The sequence below is a fragment of the Holdemanella porci genome (genome assembly GCF_019052655.1).
Lineage (GTDB): Bacteria > Bacillota_I > Bacilli_A > Erysipelotrichales > Erysipelotrichaceae > Holdemanella > Holdemanella hominis.
Window position 1 is genome coordinate 17,938 of record NZ_JAHQVB010000006.1, and the last position, 18,305, is coordinate 36,242.

17 protein-coding genes and 1 other annotated feature are annotated in these 18,305 nt (G+C 33.3%); of the genes, 3 read left to right on the plus strand and 14 right to left on the minus strand.

Annotated elements, in window-relative coordinates; all coding sequences use genetic code 11:
* Positions 1 to 9: 9 nt before the first annotated feature.
* Both KTQ83_RS02185 and KTQ83_RS02190 read right to left on the minus strand, forming a co-directional pair.
* Positions 10 to 993, minus strand: coding sequence for an ABC transporter permease (locus tag KTQ83_RS02185; protein ID WP_117924511.1), 984 nt, complete (start codon positions 991 to 993; stop codon positions 10 to 12).
* A 180-nt stretch (positions 994 to 1,173) separates the two neighbouring features.
* Entirely contained in the window at positions 1,174 to 2,886 is a 1,713-nt protein-coding gene (locus tag KTQ83_RS02190) for an ABC transporter substrate-binding protein (RefSeq protein WP_217255914.1), read from the minus strand.
* A 384-nt stretch (positions 2,887 to 3,270) separates the two neighbouring features.
* On the opposite strand from KTQ83_RS02190, the gene KTQ83_RS02195 reads away from it, so the two are divergent.
* Entirely contained in the window at positions 3,271 to 3,792 is a 522-nt protein-coding gene (locus KTQ83_RS02195; protein ID WP_117924507.1) for a DUF5662 family protein, read from the plus strand.
* Here the strand turns inward: KTQ83_RS02195 and glmS are convergent, their stop codons facing one another.
* The 4 genes from glmS to rsmG form a co-directional block, all read right to left on the minus strand.
* The gene (gene glmS / locus KTQ83_RS02200) at positions 3,793 to 5,598 is read right to left on the minus strand and encodes a glutamine--fructose-6-phosphate transaminase (isomerizing) (RefSeq protein WP_217255915.1); all 1,806 of its coding nucleotides are present in this window, start codon (positions 5,596 to 5,598) and stop codon (positions 3,793 to 3,795) included. It abuts the gene before it with no gap.
* Between the two features lie 240 nt (positions 5,599 to 5,838).
* Positions 5,839 to 6,717 (minus strand): ParB/RepB/Spo0J family partition protein, encoded by an 879-nt coding sequence (locus tag KTQ83_RS02205; RefSeq protein WP_117924503.1) that lies wholly within the window; start codon positions 6,715 to 6,717, stop codon positions 5,839 to 5,841.
* A 2-nt stretch (positions 6,718 to 6,719) separates the two neighbouring features.
* Positions 6,720 to 7,496 carry a ParA family protein gene (locus KTQ83_RS02210; protein WP_117924501.1) on the minus strand — a complete coding sequence of 259 codons (777 nt, stop codon included), beginning with the start codon at positions 7,494 to 7,496 and terminating at the stop codon, positions 6,720 to 6,722.
* Between the two features lie 2 nt (positions 7,497 to 7,498).
* Positions 7,499 to 8,200, minus strand: a complete 702-nt coding sequence (rsmG, locus tag KTQ83_RS02215) for a 16S rRNA (guanine(527)-N(7))-methyltransferase RsmG (protein WP_117924499.1) — start codon at positions 8,198 to 8,200, stop codon at positions 7,499 to 7,501.
* 136 nt (positions 8,201 to 8,336) lie between these two features.
* Here rsmG and KTQ83_RS02220 point away from each other — a divergent pair, with 136 nt between their 5' ends.
* Positions 8,337 to 8,924, plus strand: a complete 588-nt coding sequence (locus KTQ83_RS02220) for a DUF4230 domain-containing protein (RefSeq protein WP_117924497.1) — start codon at positions 8,337 to 8,339, stop codon at positions 8,922 to 8,924.
* Between the two features lie 2 nt (positions 8,925 to 8,926).
* The gene (locus KTQ83_RS02225; RefSeq protein ID WP_117924495.1) at positions 8,927 to 9,571 is read left to right on the plus strand and encodes a GTP pyrophosphokinase; all 645 of its coding nucleotides are present in this window, start codon (positions 8,927 to 8,929) and stop codon (positions 9,569 to 9,571) included.
* An 8-nt stretch (positions 9,572 to 9,579) separates the two neighbouring features.
* On the opposite strand, the gene KTQ83_RS02230 is transcribed toward KTQ83_RS02225, so the two are convergent.
* The 8 genes from KTQ83_RS02230 to rpoE form a co-directional block, all read right to left on the minus strand.
* Positions 9,580 to 10,773 (minus strand): YkvI family membrane protein, encoded by a 1,194-nt coding sequence (locus tag KTQ83_RS02230; RefSeq protein ID WP_117924493.1) that lies wholly within the window; start codon positions 10,771 to 10,773, stop codon positions 9,580 to 9,582.
* 61 nt (positions 10,774 to 10,834) lie between these two features.
* Positions 10,835 to 11,078: a binding site (T-box leader), on the minus strand.
* Between the two features lie 78 nt (positions 11,079 to 11,156).
* The gene (locus tag KTQ83_RS02235) at positions 11,157 to 12,221 is read right to left on the minus strand and encodes a CDP-glycerol glycerophosphotransferase family protein (RefSeq protein WP_217255916.1); all 1,065 of its coding nucleotides are present in this window, start codon (positions 12,219 to 12,221) and stop codon (positions 11,157 to 11,159) included.
* Position 12,222: 1 nt separating this feature from the next.
* The gene (locus KTQ83_RS02240) at positions 12,223 to 13,428 is read right to left on the minus strand and encodes a CDP-glycerol glycerophosphotransferase family protein (protein WP_217255917.1); all 1,206 of its coding nucleotides are present in this window, start codon (positions 13,426 to 13,428) and stop codon (positions 12,223 to 12,225) included.
* Between the two features lie 18 nt (positions 13,429 to 13,446).
* Positions 13,447 to 15,684 carry a CDP-glycerol:glycerophosphate glycerophosphotransferase gene (locus KTQ83_RS02245; RefSeq protein ID WP_217255918.1) on the minus strand — a complete coding sequence of 746 codons (2,238 nt, stop codon included), beginning with the start codon at positions 15,682 to 15,684 and terminating at the stop codon, positions 13,447 to 13,449.
* Between the two features lies 1 nt (position 15,685).
* Positions 15,686 to 16,072, minus strand: coding sequence for a glycerol-3-phosphate cytidylyltransferase (tagD, locus tag KTQ83_RS02250; protein WP_040466417.1), 387 nt, complete (start codon positions 16,070 to 16,072; stop codon positions 15,686 to 15,688).
* Between the two features lie 81 nt (positions 16,073 to 16,153).
* Positions 16,154 to 16,972 carry an ABC transporter ATP-binding protein gene (locus tag KTQ83_RS02255; RefSeq protein ID WP_154555299.1) on the minus strand — a complete coding sequence of 273 codons (819 nt, stop codon included), beginning with the start codon at positions 16,970 to 16,972 and terminating at the stop codon, positions 16,154 to 16,156.
* A 10-nt stretch (positions 16,973 to 16,982) separates the two neighbouring features.
* Positions 16,983 to 17,813: an ABC transporter permease gene (locus tag KTQ83_RS02260; protein WP_217255919.1), complete on the minus strand. Its 831-nt coding sequence runs from the start codon at positions 17,811 to 17,813 to the stop codon at positions 16,983 to 16,985.
* Positions 17,814 to 17,956: 143 nt separating this feature from the next.
* A complete protein-coding gene (gene rpoE, locus KTQ83_RS02265; protein ID WP_186998593.1) occupies positions 17,957 to 18,304 on the minus strand; it encodes a DNA-directed RNA polymerase subunit delta in 348 nt (115 codons plus the stop codon).
* Position 18,305: the final 1 nt, after the last annotated feature.

Here is an 18,305-nt window from a genome sequence, read left to right on the forward strand (position 1 = left end):
AGTTCCCTCCTATTCATCTACCTTGATACGTGGGTCAACTAATGTATAACAAATGTCAGACAATAAGTTACCTAATAACATCAACAAGGCACTAAACATCAAACAAGCCATAACTAAAGAGTTATCACGTTGGTTGATCGCATCAATTAACACTTTTCCAATTCCTGGCCAGATAAATACAGATTCCAAGATTACGGCTCCTGAGAATAATGATGGAATGTATAATCCTAGTAATGTTACTAAAGGAATTTGTGCATTTTTAAATGCATGTTTGTAGATAACAGTCTTTTCTTTAAGACCCTTTGAACGTGCTGTACGAACATAATCCATGTTGATGACTTCAACCATAGAGTTACGTACATAACGTGAGAACGACGCAAATGAACTAAACGCCAATACGATTACAGGTAAAATTGAGTGTAAAGCTATATCTCCAATTTCTTGGAAAATACTTGAGTAACCAAAGCTTGATAGCATTGTGTCACGCATTCCGTTGATAGGCATACCTGGAATCTGCAAACCTACGAAGAAAATTAATACTAAGGCAAAGAAGAATGTTGGAACACTTATTCCTAACAATGAGAATACAGTCCAGAAGTTATCAAACACTGTACCTTTCTTTACTGCCTGTTTTATTCCAACTGGAATGGCAAAAATCAAAGCCACAATTAATGATACAACATTCAAATAGAATGTATTCCATACATAGTCACCAATGATAGTTCCAACTGGTTTTTTAAGGGTAATACTTGATCCTAAATCTCCTGTACACATACGTCCAACCCAACGTACATATTGTTCAGGTAACGATTTATCCAATCCTAACAACTCACGAACGTGATCACGTTGTTCTTGTGTAACCTTTGAACCGGCTCCAAAATAAGCTGTTACCTCATCACCTGGCATCGCCTTTACAGTACCGAAAATAACGATTGAAATGATGAAAAGGACAGGAATCATCGCTAAAATTCTTTTAAATACATACTTTAGCATAGTTATCGATCCTTTCTATCCACTAAATGCATATAAGAGCAAGTCAATACGGCTTGCCCTTAATTTTATAAACAATCCACGAGTTTTTCATGCAGACTATTTAACGTTGCCACGTTTCTGTTAATGAACATTTGTCCTTTAACATCAACTATTTTAACACACCTTTGTGCAAATTTTAAATTATTTTACAGTAATTGTATCCATTGATTGAGACCAGTTACGCAATGTTCCTGTTCCAGTCAAGTCAACTTTCTTATTGTAAAGGTTGAACATCATACCTGAGTAAACTGGCATGTATCCTGCATCATCAGCAGCCATCTTCATAGCTTCAGCATAATCAACTTTTGATTTTTTTTCATCAGAATCAGCACGAGCTTTTGTCAATTGATCAATCAATGCTTGATCATTGATACGAGAGTAGTTATTTACAGCCATGTTTTCTGGATCATTTGAATATGAATCATTAGCTGAACTATCTTGGTTACTTGTGAAACTAGTAGCTAAGAAACACATATTCCACTCACTATCGTGACTAGTATCTTGAACGTTACTTAATAATGTAGAGAAATCAACTGTAGTTTGTTTTAGATCAACACCTAAATCTCCCCAAGTTTTCTTAACAATAGGAATTAAAGTTTCAAGTACTGAGTTACCTTCTGACAATAAGAATTTGATTTCTAATTTTTGTCCGTCTTTTTCACGGATTCCATCAGCACCACGAACCCAACCAGCTTCATCTAATACTTGGTTCGCTTTATCCATGTCAAATGCATAAGTATTTAATCCATCGATTGTTTCTTCATTACAAACAACTGCGCCAAAGTTTACTGATGCTGGATTCCAGTATGCAGCTGGTACATATCCACCTTTAACTTTTTTAACTTCGTCACTTGCTTTTTTATCCCATCCGAAGTATGAATCACAGAATCCTTGGCGATCTGTCGCATACATCAATGCTTGACGAACTGCTTTGTCAGCTGTAGCTCCATTGTTAGCGTTCAAAGCTACGAAACCAACAGCACTACGAGTATAGTAGTTGAATGCCATGTTGTCAGCTTGACTCGCTTCACTAACTTTATTTGTTTCAATTACTTCTGGAATTAAATCAACTGTTCCTTTTTTCAATTCAGAAACTTCTGTAGTTACATCTGTTTTCTTCATAACAATACGATCTACTTGGTATTGTCCTTTTTCAGGTTTGAATTCTTCATTACGAACAAATGAAGCTCCACTTGCTTTATCATAGCTCTTTAATTGGTAAGCACCAGAACCACATGATTCTTCTTGGTTCTTTTCAACAACTTTTACATTACCTTGTTTGTATTTTGAGTAATGATCAGCACTTGCGATTCCCATTGTACCAAATAATGAGACTGCATCGATTTGAGGTGATACCAAGTGGAATACAACTGTATAATCATCTGGAGTTTCAACACCAGTTAATTCTTTAGCAGCTCCGCTATTATATTCTTTATATCCAACGATGTTATCCATTCCACCACCATTAGGACCAGTATAGCTTGGGTCAGCTAATGTTGTGAATGTAAATTTAACGTCTTTTGCAGTTACTTCAGTACCATCACTGAATTTGTGTCCTTTTTCCAATTTGTAAGTTAATGTTAAACCATCTTCACTTACTTCTGGTAAATCTTTAGCCAATACTGGTTCCAATTCGTTATCAGCATTGTACTTTAACATTGATTCGTAGCATAAGTTTACTACATATTGATCATAAGCACTTGATGCATATTGAGGTGTAAACTGTCCAGTTAAACTTTGGTTTACAGATACTGTTAATGTTTTTGCGTCACTGCTAGATCCGCCTGAACATGCTACTAAAGTAGAAGCCATTGCTACAGATGCTAAACCAGCAACAATTCTTTGTTTATTCATTTCTCTTTCCTCCTATAGTTTGCTCACTATGTGTGATGAAATTATACTATGCTAGAAACACATTTTCAAGGATTTAAGAAAGAAATTTACATACAATTTTACATTTATGTATATTTTTCATGAACAAAACATAGCATTTTGTCTTTATATCGTGCATTTTCATTGTATTCGCTTTCATTTGGTTTTTCGTATTTCATTTACAAACATTTGTCTATAAGCACTAGATTTTATGTAAATTATGAAAATCTGGTTCAATTTTAAATCCCATCCTCATTTATTCATTTCTCTCTTTAAAAATAATAAACAAAAAGGAATCATTCTAGATGCCTACACTAGAATGGTTTTCTTATTCTATGCTAAAATAATCAAGAAAGAAGTGAATTTATGAATAAAGCATTAGCCCATTTACATACGATCAACAAGCACAAGTTAAAAGTTACTTGGCTTTGTTTTCGTTGTCACCTATATAAACAAGGTTTACTCCATGATTTAAGCAAATACTCTTATATTGAATTAAAAACAGGTTTTCACTATTATCAAGGTTTTCGTTCTCCTATTGATGCCGAGAAAGAAGAAAAAGGTTATTCATTAGGTTGGCTACATCATAAAGGAAGAAACAAACATCATTGGGAATATTGGCTTGATTTTGGAGTAGATGGCATTTATGCATGTAAAATGCCTACAAACTATGTCATCGAAATGTTTTGCGATCGAGTTGCTGCAAGTATGATCTATCAAAAAGAAAAATACACAGACTCTAGTGCACTTGAATATTATGAAAATGGACGAGGTAAAATTCTGATTCATCCGGAAACAGACGCCCTCATCCATCATTTATTAAAATATTTATCTGAGCATGGTTTAGATCAAACCATTCACTATATCATCACTGAAATTAAAGAATAATTATTCTACAGTTACACTTTTCGCAAGGTTACGAGGTTTATCTACATCGCAACCTTTTTCTTTTGCGACATAGTAAGCTAATTCCTGCAATAAAACTGTTGCCGGAATACAACTTAGTAATGGATCTACATCTGGAATGCGAATCACATACTCAAAGCCTTCCGTATTCTGGCTTTGTGAAGCAATCAAAATGACCTTGGCTCCTCGAGCAACCGTTTCCAAAATATTCGAAATTGTCTTCTGTGCAACACTAGGCTGCGTAGCTAGCGCAATCACAACTGTATCTTTTTCTATCAATGCGATTGGACCATGTTTCAATTCACCAGCCATATATGCATCGGCATGCACATACGAAACTTCTTTTAGTTTCAACGCCCCTTCTAAAACACTTAAATAATCCAATTGTCTACCAATAAAGTAGGCATCTTTTTGATTCGTTAATAGTTTAGCAAATTCAGCCATTTTTTCTTCTTGCGCAAGCATTTGTTCAACTACATCTGGCATTTGTTTCAACTGATTGATCATATGATTTTTACATGCCACACCCTTATTAAATAAAGACGCTAACTTTAAACATAGACATGCCAACAGCACAAGTTGTGTTGTATAAGCTTTTGTACTTGCGACCGCAATTTCTGGTCCAGCACAAGTATATAAAACGTAATCAGATAATCGAGCTAAACTAGAACCTAACACATTTGTCACAGTCAGTGTTTGTGCTTTGTTTTCTTTCGAAAGTTTTAATGCTGCCAAAGTATCTGCTGTTTCTCCAGATTGTGAAACAAAAATACATAGCGTATTTTCATTGACACGATAGTTGCCATATCTAAATTCACTTGCACTAATGCAGTAAATTGGTAAATCAATCCATGTGCGCAATAAGTATTGAGCATACAAACTCGCATGGTAAGCAGTTCCACACGCAACATAATAAATTTGATTGATTTTTGAAACATCTAAACCAGATAATTCTGGCATAGCCAAATTATTTTCAATATGAGCTCTCAACGTTTCTTTGATCACATACGGTTGTTCATGCATTTCCTTCTGCATAAAAGTATCATATCCACCTTTTTGAGCTGCACAAGCATCATATGAGATATGCACCCAAGTTGTTGAAACGGAATCCCCAAAGAAATCATAGACTTCAATACTTCCGGGTCTTAATACGGCCATCTGTCCATCTTCTAAAGCACAAATATCTTTTGTGTAATCTAACACAGCTGGAATATCACTTGCACAAAATGCAGATGTATCTGTTTTCCCTAAAATCATTGGACTTTCTTTTTTTGCGACAAAAACGCAGTCAGGATAATCTGTACAAACCACACATAGCGCAAAACTACCTTGAAGGTATTGCACACATTTTTTTAAAGCGTACATCATATCGCCTTGATAATAGTAATCCAACATATGAACAATAACTTCACTATCCGTCTGTGACTGGAATGTATATCCTTGTTCTAATAAACATTCCTTGATTGATGCATAGTTTTCAATGATTCCATTATGCACGATTGAAATTGTTTCACTCTCATTTGTATGAGGATGTGAATTCATATTACTTGGAACACCATGTGTTGCCCAACGTGTATGTCCAATTCCTGTATGTTCAGGATGTTCTTTTTCATTCAACAATTCCTTTAAATTTGTAAGACGCCCCTTCGCCTTATACGTTTCTAGATGGTGATTCGAAACGAGAGTCACGCCTGCAGAGTCGTATCCTCGATATTCGAGTTTTTCTAAACCCTGCAATAAAAATGGTAAAGCACTCTCTTTACCTGCGTACGCTGTGATTCCACACATTATAAAAAATCCTCCTATAAATTATTATCATGGAGGATACCAAATGGCTTTGTTCAATGTTCACACATTGGTTTTGTCCATCGTTAAAGGTTGTATCAACCTCCAGACTACCCGCCGAATCTTTCGATAAGTCTGGTCCTCGTCAACTAAATACTTAGTCCTGGCGCTATTTTTTTTACTACATCTCCATGAATAATGAATATTATACAAAAAACAGAACATTTGTCAAAAAAAGAAGACTTACTCTTCTTCGACTAGATTCAATAATTCTAGCACTCGATTTAAGTCTTCTTTATTTTCATAATGAATAGAAATAGCGTTTTTACTGATAGATACCGATGTTTGAAAGAATTCCTGAAGCTTTTCTTTAGCTGCCTTCACATAAATATCTTCTTTTGGCTTTTCTATCGTTTTTTTATTGTTTGTATCTTTTACAATTTGTTCTACTTTACGAACAGATAAACCTTGATCAATAGCCTGTTTAGCAACTTTACGCATATTTGCCTCTGTCTTAAGACCGAGTAAAGCTCGTACATGCCCCATACTTAATTGTTTACTCACAACGTATTCCTGGACATCTTCTGGAAGTTTTAACAATCGCAATAAGTTTGTGATATGTTCACGTGATTTTCCGACACGATGAGCTAACTGTTCTTGTGTATATCCTAATCGTTGAATTAATTTTTCATACGCTTTTGCTTCTTCTATTACATTTAGATCTTCACGTTGAATATTCTCCAACAAAGCAATTTCCATCATTTCCTGATCATCAAAATCAACAATGATAGCTGGAATATCTTTTAATCCGGCAAGTTTTGAAGCTCTTAATCTTCTTTCACCGGCAATCAAATCATATCCTTGAATACTTTTTTTTACTAGAATCGGCGTAAATACACCATGTTGCTTAATTGATGAACTTAATTCTTTTAAAGCTTCATCATTAAATACTTTACGAGGCTGATATGGATTTGGACGGATCTCATCCACAGGAATTTTTGACTGTTCCTGTCTTTCAACTTCCATATCTCCATTTTGAATATCATCTAATACTTTAGAAACATCTTGCCCAAAAATACTGGACAATCCTTTTCCTAAACGAGCATTATTTTTGTTATCCATAGCTATGCCTCCCTTGAATTACGTTTTAGTACTTCTTCAGTTAAACCAGCATATGCCTTGGCTCCTGTACTTTTTGGATCATATTCAAAAATAGACATGCCACGGCTAGGTGCTTCCGATAATTTTACATTTCTCGGAATAGAATTTTGATATACAAGCTTGCCAAAAGTTTGACGCACATCCTGCGAAACTTCTACACTTAATCTTGTACGAATATCAAACATTGTTAATAAAATACCTTCAATTTTTAAATTTCGGTTACTTGTTCTTTGGACAAGACGAATTGTGATCAACAACTGCGTAACTCCTTCCAATGCATAATATTCACACTGTACTGGAATCAAAATACTGTCAGCTGCTGTCAATGCATTGGTATTCAATAGTCCAAGTGATGGTGGACAATCAATAATAATGTAATCATATTGATCTCGAATAGGAGCAATGGCTTTTTTCAACAATTCTTCTTTACCGGCTTCCATCTTATCCATATCTAAATCAGCTCCAGCTAAATTAATGTTGGCTGGAACAATATCGATTCTTGGATTCATTTTAGGTACGATGGCCTGCTGAATAGGAACTCCCTCCATTAATACAGAGTGAATCGTAGCTTGTGAATTATTTTGATTTGCATTTAATCCTTGCGTGGCATTTCCCTGCGAATCGAAATCAATCAACAATACTTTTTTTCCTACATGTGCAAGTCCGCTTGCTAAATTTATCGATGTTGTAGTTTTACCTACTCCACCTTTTTGATTCGAAATTGCGATAACTTTTCCCATACTCAACCCTCCAAAGGTTTTTTCTTGATTTGCCCATACGCTCTAGGATATTTATTTGGCGTATGTTTTACCTTTTTAAAATATAAATTAATGCGTGTTGCATCCTCTTCAATCATAAATTTTTCTTCATCAATCAATTCAACACCTAATGTATCAATTGCCTTTTGCGCATTGATCAACTCTTCGTGACCATTCTTGCCTTTTAAAGCCACCATAGTATGATCCATCTTCACAAAAGGAACACAAAGTTCTAATAAAATAGATAGTTTAGCAACCGCACGCGCACTGACCACGTCGAAACATTCACGTTTTTCTTTTGCCAAATCTTCAGCTCGAACATTTAATATATCGAGATTATCCAAGTTCAATTGAGTTTTCACTTCATTTAAAAAACGACAACGCTTTTGTAATGGTTCCACCAAAGTCATATGAACATGTGGAAATGCAATTTTTACAGGGATGCCTGGAAATCCTGCGCCTGAGCCAATATCACACATTGTTTCAAATTTAATATTTGAAAACGGCATGATTGAATCATAAAAATGTTTCTCCCATACTTCTTCTTCCTGTGTGATTGCCGTTAAGTTCATCTTCTCATTCCATTCAACAAGAAGCTGCATATATTTTTCAAATTGATTCATTTGTTCTTCATTTAATTGGATGCCGGCTTCTAAACAAGCCTTCTGAAATTCTACTTTAGTCATGAAAACCCTCCACGCTATCCATTATAACATATAATCGTTTCCGCCGTATTTTTACTATACTCAATAATTTGACACTATGTATGTCGGTTTATTTACTTTATTCATTTATGATACAATTTTAATGAGGAGGTCACTTATGAAAAATTTAAAGAAAGTTTTATTTGTTGTTGTCTTTATCTTAATTGCCTTTGTAAGCGGTATGTTCTTTGCGAACAAACAAACGGAACCTGAAATCACATCGACATTAATTCAGAATCGAATTGAACAGGCAAGTGATTTGGTAACCACAAAATATCATTATGCGAAAGTAGGAAAATTTGAAAATTCTTTAAGTCTGAATGGCTGGTCCATTCCTTTGACAAACAAATACTTCATACTAACATTTGAAGGGGAAATTCAATTAGGTACAGATTTATCTAAGGCAAATGTAGAGATCAACGATTCTACTATTTATGCGACAGTTAATAAGCCAACTGTTCTTTCAAATTCAATCGATGAATCAAGTATTGAAGTCTATGATGAAACAAAAAATATTTTTAATCCAATCAGTGTGAGTGACTATAAAGCTTTTGCGGTTGAACAAAAAGAGAAGGCTTTATCTGAAGCCAAGAAAAAGGGTTTAATGAAAACGGCTCAAAAGAACACAGAAAAAAGTATTAAAGAGATCATTTCCATTATCCCAGATACAGATGATTATACGATTGAAGTCACATTCAAGGAGTAATTATGGCAAATTTGAAATTAGTTGATGCTTTTACGGATTTTGTAGAAGAAAGTACTCTTCCCTATCGTCAAATGATGACTTATTATAATTGCGCGTTAATGGAAGTGGAAACTAAATTTAAAGTTCTTAACGAACAATTCTCCCTATTCTATGATCGCAATCCCATTGAATCGATTCATACGCGTATTAAATCGCAATCTAGCATTCTTAAAAAGCTTCAAAAAAAGAATCTTGCTTTAACCATCCCAAACATTGAAAACAACCTATTTGATATTGCCGGTGTTCGAGTTATTTGCTCTTTTACAGAAGATATTTATTCTTTGGCCAACTCTTTTCTTAGCCAAGATGATGTGCGCTTGATTGAAAAAAAAGATTATATTCAAAATCCTAAAGAAAATGGATATCGTAGTCTTCACCTAATTGTAGAAATCCCTATCTTTTTATCAGATGAGAAAAAATGGGTTAAGGTAGAAGTACAATTTAGAACCATTGCGATGGATTTCTGGGCAAGTCTAGAACACAAGATTCGCTATAAAAAGAACTTATCAAAAGAACGCTTAGATGAAATTGATAAAGAATTACTAGAGTGTGCCAAGATTTGTAAGACACTTGATGAGAAAATGGAAGAAATAAAGACGGGAAATTGATTTCCCGTCTAATTTTTTTCGTATGCTTCTTCAAAAGAAACTTTTGCATCTTGTGCATTTTCTTTCATGAATTTACGATTCTTATAGAATCCTACTGTCAACAATGGGACGATGATGATGGCGATACCTAGATATCCACAATATCCATAGCCATACTTAACAACGTTTGTTAGTCCTACAAATGAGATTCCCATAGAAACTACCATGATGAATGCAGAAACTAAAGCTCTACGTACAGGTACATTTTCAACTTTTTGAAGGAATTTCACATTTTCAAAGCGATTCACAAATCCAAAGATGACACAAACTGCACTTGAGATCAAACATAAGAATAATACCAATCCATATAGTGCTACAAGCCAATTTGCTCCAAATGATTTTAATGTTGTTAACGTTGGTAAAGTTGTTCCGTTTGGCTGAGTCAAATAATAGTGTTGCCAACAAAGTAACATTAATACGGCAAGACCTAATCCTAACATATTTAATGTGAATGTTAATGCCATTGAGCGATCACAATCTTGTTTTGTTTTTAAAACACTTGTTCCACAAACTAAGATAGCTGGTACTGTAACCCATTGGAAAGCTGAATAAGTAACACCGTTCCAAACTGCTTTTGGAAGTTGACTCCACCCATGTACTGAAAAATCAACACGCATAACATCTAACAAATTGTGTCCATTTAATAAACCTACTGTATAAATAGAAACAGCTAGTACTAAGATTACTACACCCATATATGTACTTGCTCTACGAATCAAATCTACGCCAAAAATTGTTAAGAATAATACAACAAGGCCAATCACAAATGTTCCTAGATAGTAATTCAATCCAAAGTATTGGGTTAATGCACTGGCTGCACCAGAGATACATGATGCAACAACCATTAAAACCATGATATTAAAGAATAATTCAAATAATAATTCTAATTTATCAAATGGATGATATAAACATTCAAATAGTTCTTTATACGTTTTTAATCCTCTTGAATTCATCATAATCTGGCCTTCACGAATTGTCATAGATAAAAGTAACATCGCAACGGCAACCCCAACAATAGCTGGCCACCCTAAACTAACAAACCATGTGTTTTCCTGATTTCCTGTCGCAAATCCTCCACCTGCGTGTGCTGCAAATGCGGTTGTGGCCACTGAAAATGCAGCCATCCATGATCGATTCAATTTTGTGTTCTCTTTCTTTTTCATTCTCAAATTCTCCCTTTCTGCAACAAAAAAACCTTCCGCCTCTTGTTGCCTAATTAACAACTTCAGAGACGAAAGGTAATAATAATCTTATTCTTCCGCGGTACCACTCTAATTCATTCTAATGAATGCCCTCATCGATGCTATCACATCTAGTCTTTATATCGTAAGACTTACGTCTATAACTACATTATCGCTATAGCCACTCCATGGTGATTTTCATTCTCTAGCTTTACGATATTTTCCACCAAACAATATCTCTCTAGGCTAAAACGTAGTGAATTACTCTTCCATATCAATGCGTTGACTGTATAATACTATGATTTACATTTATTTTCAAGTTAAAATGTAATTATTTTCATTATTGATGTAAAAAAGAAGAGGGCCTATACCTCTTCCATAATCTGATTAATTGTATCGATGACTCGACTTGTATTTTTTCCATCCGTATATACCATGTACTTTATTTGGAAATAAGACAATTTATCATAATCATAATCTTTAAATTCTAACGCCTTGACGAGTTGATCTTCATCTGTACATACAGGTCCTGGAAAATCATCAAAATCAATGTTCAATCCAATATTATGTTTATATTCTTTTACATCAGGAATGTAACTAATCATTGGCTTATTTAATAAAGAGTAATCAAATATTACGCTTGAATAATCCGAAATCAAACAATCGCTCACTTGCATCAATGTATACAAGTCTTCCTTATTCATGTTCACTCCACCATTACATTGAATATCTCCAAGTAATGGATGAAATTTATATAGAACCACGTAATCTTTTACTTTTGTGAAATCAAAAGACTGAATTTTAAAACCATCGATAATGTTACCCCTAAAAGTAGGTGCATACAAACATAATTTCTTATCTTTTAATTCTGGATATTTCAAAAAGAACTCATCTCTTTCATTTCTATTTAATAAAGTATCAATTCTTGGCATTCCAGTCACTAACACTTGATTTGTATTTACCCCAAAAGCTTGTGAATATGGTTCCTTCCAATATTCAGCATTACATAGAACATAATCGTAATTACGTACAGGATATTGTCTTTTGATTTGATTACCAAATTTTTTCACGGCTCCACACGCGTGCCAAACTTGTAGCACTTTGACATTGGTTGGTTTCATATGACTAATCACATAGTTATTGTCGTTTAAAATCACAAGACTTGATTTTTTTATTTCAACTAACTGTTTTAAACAATTCAAGAAATATTTAAAATTACCCCATAGATTTTTTTCAAACTTTAATAATATATAATGAATATCATACTTATTTTCGTGACGTAATTGTTTATCGATGAGTTTAAAATCACCTGACAATTCACTTTGTGTTAAACTAATAAAAGTAATTCGATTTTTTTTAGGATGTACATAAAAAGTTAAAACGTCCACGATCCATAAGGCAACATTTAAGATTATTTTGCTTAATCCCATTTTATTGCACCGCCTTATATAAGATATCTACTACTCTTTTAGAAGCATTTCCATCTTCATGGTTATTAAAATAAAGATTAAAATCATTCAATTTAGAATAGTCATAAACTTCATTTTTAATATCCATCAACAATGTTTCTTCATCCATATAAATTTTGCCTGGAATGTCCTTATGAATATCTAAATAGAATCCTCTTAAGTCTGTCGCATATTCTTTTAAATCATACATATAAAAATAGATGGGTCTTTTCAATATCGCATAATCAAAGAAGACGCTTGAATAGTCCGTAATCAATACATCACTAATCACATACAATTCATTGATTTCTGCTTGAGCAGGAATGGAATACAAAAATCCATCTAATTCTGGATCATCTTTGAAGGTATTAATGATTAGATAGTGTGGCTTAAATACAACAATTGTATCTTCACCTAAAATTTCTTTCCATTTTCTAAAGTTTGCCTTCAATTCAAAAGTATATCCTGCTGAAACATAAGAATTATCTCTCCATGTTGGTGCATACAATACAATTTTTTTATCTATAGGCAAATGATACTTATTCTTGATCGCATCACATTCTTCTTTTGTCGCATTCGAAATAAAATCATTTCTAGGATATCCTGTTTCAATCAATCTTTCTCTATTGATTTGGAAAGATGTTTGAAAAACTTTCGTACAGAAGGCATTTGGACTGATCATATAATTGTATCTTGCGACATCTACATCATAGGAATTGCACATCTGTTCATAACTGACACCTGAACGATAAAATGTAGTATCTTCACTCACATCAATATCATGAGCTAATCGCTTTAATGGTGTTCCATGCCATGTTTGTAGGTAAACCTGATTTTCCTTTTTAAAGATATATGTAGGTAATTTGCAGTTCACTACCCATAATTTTGCCTTGGACAAATAATAAAAATAAGGAATGCTGAAATATTCCTTTATTTCAGCTCCTTCAATATGAATATTCTTTTCTTTATGATTTTTTATAAACCAAATAAAACGGTATCCAACAAATCGTGGATCTTGCCTCATTTGTTCATAAATAGCTTTAGGATTATCCGAATAGCCACGACCATGAAAAGATATAAATATGACAAGCTTATCGTCTACTTTAAATAAACGATAGGTTAATTTATATGCCAAGCGAATGCATTTTCCTGCAAACTTTTTAAATGGTCTTAAAAGCTTTATCAACATGGCTATCCTCTCCTTTTTTTACTTAAATACTTCTTCTACAATATGCTTTGACGCATTTCCATCGTCGTAGCAACAGAAACGTTTGTAGAATTCTTCGTAACGTTCTTTATATTCTTCATTTATTTGATCAATATTCAAAATCGCATCCACAACTTCTTCACTCGTATACAATAGTGGACCAGGAACTTCTGTATTCATATCAATATAGAATCCACGTAACTGATTTTTATACTTTTCAATATCATATGTATAGAAAAGTACTGGTCGTTTTAAGTTCGCAAAGTCAAAGAATACACTTGAGTAATCCGTGATACAAATATCACTGATCAAATAGATTTCACTGATATCATCATATTTACTTAAATTGTACACAAAGCCTTCAAGACCTGTTGTATCAATGTTATCTGCGATATAGTGGTGTGTTCTTAATAAAACAACATATTCATCCGATAATTTTTCCATCATCAACTTCAAATCTAAAGCCAACGTAAATTTGTACTCCCCTTTTCCATAGTGCTCATCATCACGCCATGTCGGAGCATATAAAATTGTTTTCTTATCTTCTGAAATACCTAGTTTCTTTCTTAGGTCTTTCGAAATTTCATCTTTGTTGGGCCAATATAAAATATCATTTCTTGGATATCCATATTCAAGCATCTTGCCTTCATACATAAAACAGCTTCTAAATGTTTTCGTACTAAAAGGATTGGCACTCACTAAATAATCCCATTCTTGTCTTTGACGATAGAACTGCTGTTTATATTTTGGTGATGCAGAAGTTACTTCTTCTTGATCAAATACAAGACGTTTCAATGGTGTGCCATGCCAAGTTTCAACAAATACTTGTCCTTCTCTTTTGCGATACCACAATGGTTGTCTTACATTAAATACAAAATATTTACTTACAGCTAGATAATAAGCATATTTGAATGAAAAACGTTTTACGACTTCCGCTCCATAAGGAACTTCATGACCATCATTCAATGCCCATACACACTTGTATTTTCCTGGATAATTTTTGGCAATGTATTCATAAATATATTTTGGACTGTCCGAATAGTTTTTAGCCATGAATGTCTCGAACAGAATCACATTATCTTGAATTGGTTTTTTTGAATAAATGTGATAATAAGCTAATTTAAATAATACATTCTTATTTTTGAAGACTCTAAAGAATTTTTTAATTCCTAATTTTCTTCGAACACAGCTTTGTACTCCCTTTAAATCACGATTCTGTAAACAAGCCACCATCTTTTTCGAATTACGCTTATATCGATTCATCACTTCTGGACGAATGCCATCGATTGTTTTAGCAATTCTTTCAAAATAGTCTGTACGCCATAGATCATCTTGGCTGCGACGGATTCGTTTAGACATTTTAGATACAAAGTAAGATACAATTTTACGATCTAAACAAAAACGCACAACACCCTCTTCTTTTAAAAGTATACGTGTATATTCAACCGCATCACATCTTTCATTAAAACGATTGTCATTTTCTTCCTGACTCAAAGCAGGTTCGTTAATTGGATCATTGTGTTTACGTTTTACATAAATCGCATTTTCCACTCTTAAAGCTGTATTTAGCTTTTCTAATAGAGGACACATAAACGTCATATCACTGTAATATCTGAAGTCCTCATTAAATTTAAAATTATTTCGAACGACAAAATCACGACTATACAAATTGCCTAATACAGTAAAAGTTCGGATACCTCTACGATTGTCCATTGTATAGAAAATAGCATGAGCTTGCTGCTCATCTTTTTCATAGGATGCGAATGAAACAAAATTAGAAAGCTTATTTAAGCGACGTTGCTCCCTTTCTTCTTGATCTTCTTCATCTACTTCTTTATTTTCTACTTTATGAAGATAATTGGCCTTGTTATTCCAAGTGTGATTCAATTTACCATAAACCATATCTACATCATGATCCATAGCTTTGATCATGTTTTGTAGAGTATCTTCTAAAACATAGTCATCGCTATCTAAAAAGTAGAGGTAGGCACCTTTAGCTTGTTGAATTCCAACATTTCGACATGCAGCTACACCTGTTACACCTTCTGGCAATGTATAAACGCGCATATCAAAAATAGAATTATATTCTTCTAATAAATCGTCAATATCTTCAGTTGGATGATCTAATACGACAATCAATTCAAAATCTTTAAATGTACTTTGTGCTAAGTTTTGTAGACATTCTTTAAAGTAATGTTTGTACTTAAAAAAAGGAAGGATAATACTGATAGTACGCATATTAACCCTTCAATTCCTCTTTCAGCTGTGTTGTACTGATACCCTCAGTTCTTGGCAAATAAACAACTTCACAATAATCCTTTAAAAAATCAAATTTTCCTTTCCAATCATCACCCATGACGAATACATCTACATTATATTTTTTAACATCTTCGATTTTTTGTTCCCAACTTGTTTCTGGGATTACCTTATCGACATATTTAATAGCTTCTACAATCTTCATACGATCTGTATCTTTGATCTTACAAACTTTATTTTTACCCAAATTAAACTCATCACTACTTACCGCTACAATTAAATAATCCCCTAATTCTTTTGCACGGCGTAATAAATTTAAATGGCCTACATGAAATAAATCAAAAGTTCCATATGTTATTACTGTTTTCATGAGTTATAAACCTCCCTATATAAACACTGTAATTGTAAACTATTTTTGATAAATTGAAAAGGAGTCACTAAAACTCCTTTATTAACCAAATAATTTTGCGATGCCCTTCTTTTCTTTTTTAGGTAATAATCGCTTCTCAAATTTTTCATCCAAGAATTTTTTCTTTTCTTTTTTACTCATAGCCTCTAACTTATCCACATAAACCGAATAATCATCACAAACCTTGTCAATATCTCCCATTTCAACAAGTTGCCCACCTTCGATCCACATTCCTGTTTTACAGAATTCACGAACCTGACTTAACGAGTGAGAAATAAAGAAGATTGTTTTTCCTTCTTCATCTCTTAATTTCATCATTCGTTTCATACATTTCTTCGCAAAACCTTTATCACCAACACTTAATGCTTCATCGACAATAAAAATATCTGGATTTAATGCAAGTGAGATAGAAAATCCTAAACGAGATTTCATACCTGATGAATATTTTTTAACTGGTTGATATAAGAAATCACCTAATTCTGCAAAATCAATGACATCATTCGTGATTTCCTGGATACGTTTCTTTCTTAACCCCATCAAAGCTCCTTTAACATTGATGTTTTCAAGTCCTGTTAATTGTTGGTTCAATCCTGTATTAATAGCAATCAATGCTTGTTCTCCATTAATTTTCATCGTACCACTATTGATTTCAGAAATTCCTGACAACAATAAAGATAAAGTTGATTTACCAGAACCATTGGTTCCCAAAATTCCAACAACATCACCTTTTTTCACTTTGAAAGATACATCTTTTAAGGCATAGAACTCTTTTTTATCTGTTTTATATTGATTGTTTTTATTTCTTAAAGTATAAATTTTTGAAATATTTTCGACTTCAACAGCATATTCTTCTTTGGACATAAAAGCCTCCTTAAATCATATCAATGAATTTCTTTTTGAAGGTATACATCAAAAAGCATCCTAGCGCAAAAATCGCAAAAACTAAACACCAGAAATAAAGTGTAATTGCAGGATGATCAAAAACATTTCTTCCATAGAATATAGCATCTCTATATCCTTGAATAATATAATAAACTGGATTTACCTTTACAAGCTTATTTAGAATACTCGCAAATGGAACATCCGGTTTAAAATGACAATCCCATAAGATTGGAGAAAAATACATCAACATACGCATGATTGAAGAAATAAATTTCTTTACATCACGCCACAACATAGTAAGCACAGATAATACAAGTGAAATCGCTTCTCCAAGCATAAATGCACAGAACATATAATAGATGATCCATAACCAATTTAGATTTGGATACCACCCACTTAAAATTAAAGCGACAAATGTGATAATCAACATCACAAAGTGATTAAACAATTCTTTTAAACAAACGGTTGCCGGTAAAACAGATACAGGAAACTTCATTCTTGTGATGACATTGGTTTTTGAGAATACCGCAGAACACCCATCTACAATGCATGGACGGATATACCACCATACACTAAATGCCACAACAAGCCATGGTAAATATTCTACCGTAATACCTTTGTATGTCTGAGCTTTTCTTCCCCAGGCAATACCAAACACTAGCCAATATGTGAAAACTTGGATAGCGGGAGAAGCAAAGTTCCAAAAAATACCAAATTTTGAATCTCGCATATCTGACAACAATTCATATTTTGCAATACAGAAAATACGATAAACATTTGAAAAATTCTCTTTTATAACATATGAAATGCTTTTAAACATATAAAAATTCTCCTTAACAACTTCTAGTTTATCAAATTTTTCATAGAAAAAAAATCTGCATGATGCAGATTTTCTTGCATTCCTTCTCCTTTCCACTTTAATTCTAACAATTCAAAGTGAATTTATTGTGAAAAGAGCGCTTTTTATTCGTTTTCTTCTTCGTCAATTTCTTTTTCTACTTCATCTAATTCATCTTCAATCAATTCTGAATCTTCTTCATCCTCATCATCTTCATCGATTGCGATAGAATCTGTATCCATAACACTTTCTGAATACGTGTGACGTGAACGCAAATCCCAAGTATTTTGTGACATATTCAAGAAACGTCCGTCTAAAGATAAATCTGTGTAAAATTGAGCAATATTATCTTCAAACTGCGTTTGATTAAATCCCATTTCCTGACTTACATCTTTCCAAAGATCAACAAATGGCATAGATCCATTATTATTTGTCAATACTTGATATGCAACTTCAATCATAGACTTTTTCATA

Bases quoted from the DNA above. Each gene is read 5' to 3' on its own strand.
- rpoE (WP_186998593.1), bottom strand. From the start codon at position 18,304: ATGAAAAAGTCTATGATTGAAGTTGCATATCAAGTATTGACAAATAAT.
- KTQ83_RS02225 (WP_117924495.1), top strand. From the start codon at position 8,927: ATGGCAAATTTGAAATTAGTTGATGCTTTTACGGATTTTGTAGAAGAA.
- KTQ83_RS02185 (WP_117924511.1), bottom strand. From the start codon at position 993: ATGCTAAAGTATGTATTTAAAAGAATTTTAGCGATGATTCCTGTCCTT.
- rsmG (WP_117924499.1), bottom strand. From the start codon at position 8,200: ATGACTAAAGTAGAATTTCAGAAGGCTTGTTTAGAAGCCGGCATCCAA.
- KTQ83_RS02260 (WP_217255919.1), bottom strand. From the start codon at position 17,813: ATGTTTAAAAGCATTTCATATGTTATAAAAGAGAATTTTTCAAATGTT.
- glmS (WP_217255915.1), bottom strand. From the start codon at position 5,598: ATGTGTGGAATCACAGCGTACGCAGGTAAAGAGAGTGCTTTACCATTT.
- KTQ83_RS02255 (WP_154555299.1), bottom strand. From the start codon at position 16,972: ATGTCCAAAGAAGAATATGCTGTTGAAGTCGAAAATATTTCAAAAATT.
- KTQ83_RS02205 (WP_117924503.1), bottom strand. From the start codon at position 6,717: ATGGATAACAAAAATAATGCTCGTTTAGGAAAAGGATTGTCCAGTATT.
- KTQ83_RS02195 (WP_117924507.1), top strand. From the start codon at position 3,271: ATGAATAAAGCATTAGCCCATTTACATACGATCAACAAGCACAAGTTA.
- KTQ83_RS02230 (WP_117924493.1), bottom strand. From the start codon at position 10,773: ATGAAAAAGAAAGAGAACACAAAATTGAATCGATCATGGATGGCTGCA.
- KTQ83_RS02210 (WP_117924501.1), bottom strand. From the start codon at position 7,496: ATGGGAAAAGTTATCGCAATTTCGAATCAAAAAGGTGGAGTAGGTAAA.
- KTQ83_RS02220 (WP_117924497.1), top strand. From the start codon at position 8,337: ATGAAAAATTTAAAGAAAGTTTTATTTGTTGTTGTCTTTATCTTAATT.
- KTQ83_RS02235 (WP_217255916.1), bottom strand. From the start codon at position 12,221: ATGGGATTAAGCAAAATAATCTTAAATGTTGCCTTATGGATCGTGGAC.
- KTQ83_RS02190 (WP_217255914.1), bottom strand. From the start codon at position 2,886: ATGAATAAACAAAGAATTGTTGCTGGTTTAGCATCTGTAGCAATGGCT.
- KTQ83_RS02240 (WP_217255917.1), bottom strand. From the start codon at position 13,428: ATGTTGATAAAGCTTTTAAGACCATTTAAAAAGTTTGCAGGAAAATGC.
- tagD (WP_040466417.1), bottom strand. From the start codon at position 16,072: ATGAAAACAGTAATAACATATGGAACTTTTGATTTATTTCATGTAGGC.
- KTQ83_RS02245 (WP_217255918.1), bottom strand. From the start codon at position 15,684: ATGCGTACTATCAGTATTATCCTTCCTTTTTTTAAGTACAAACATTAC.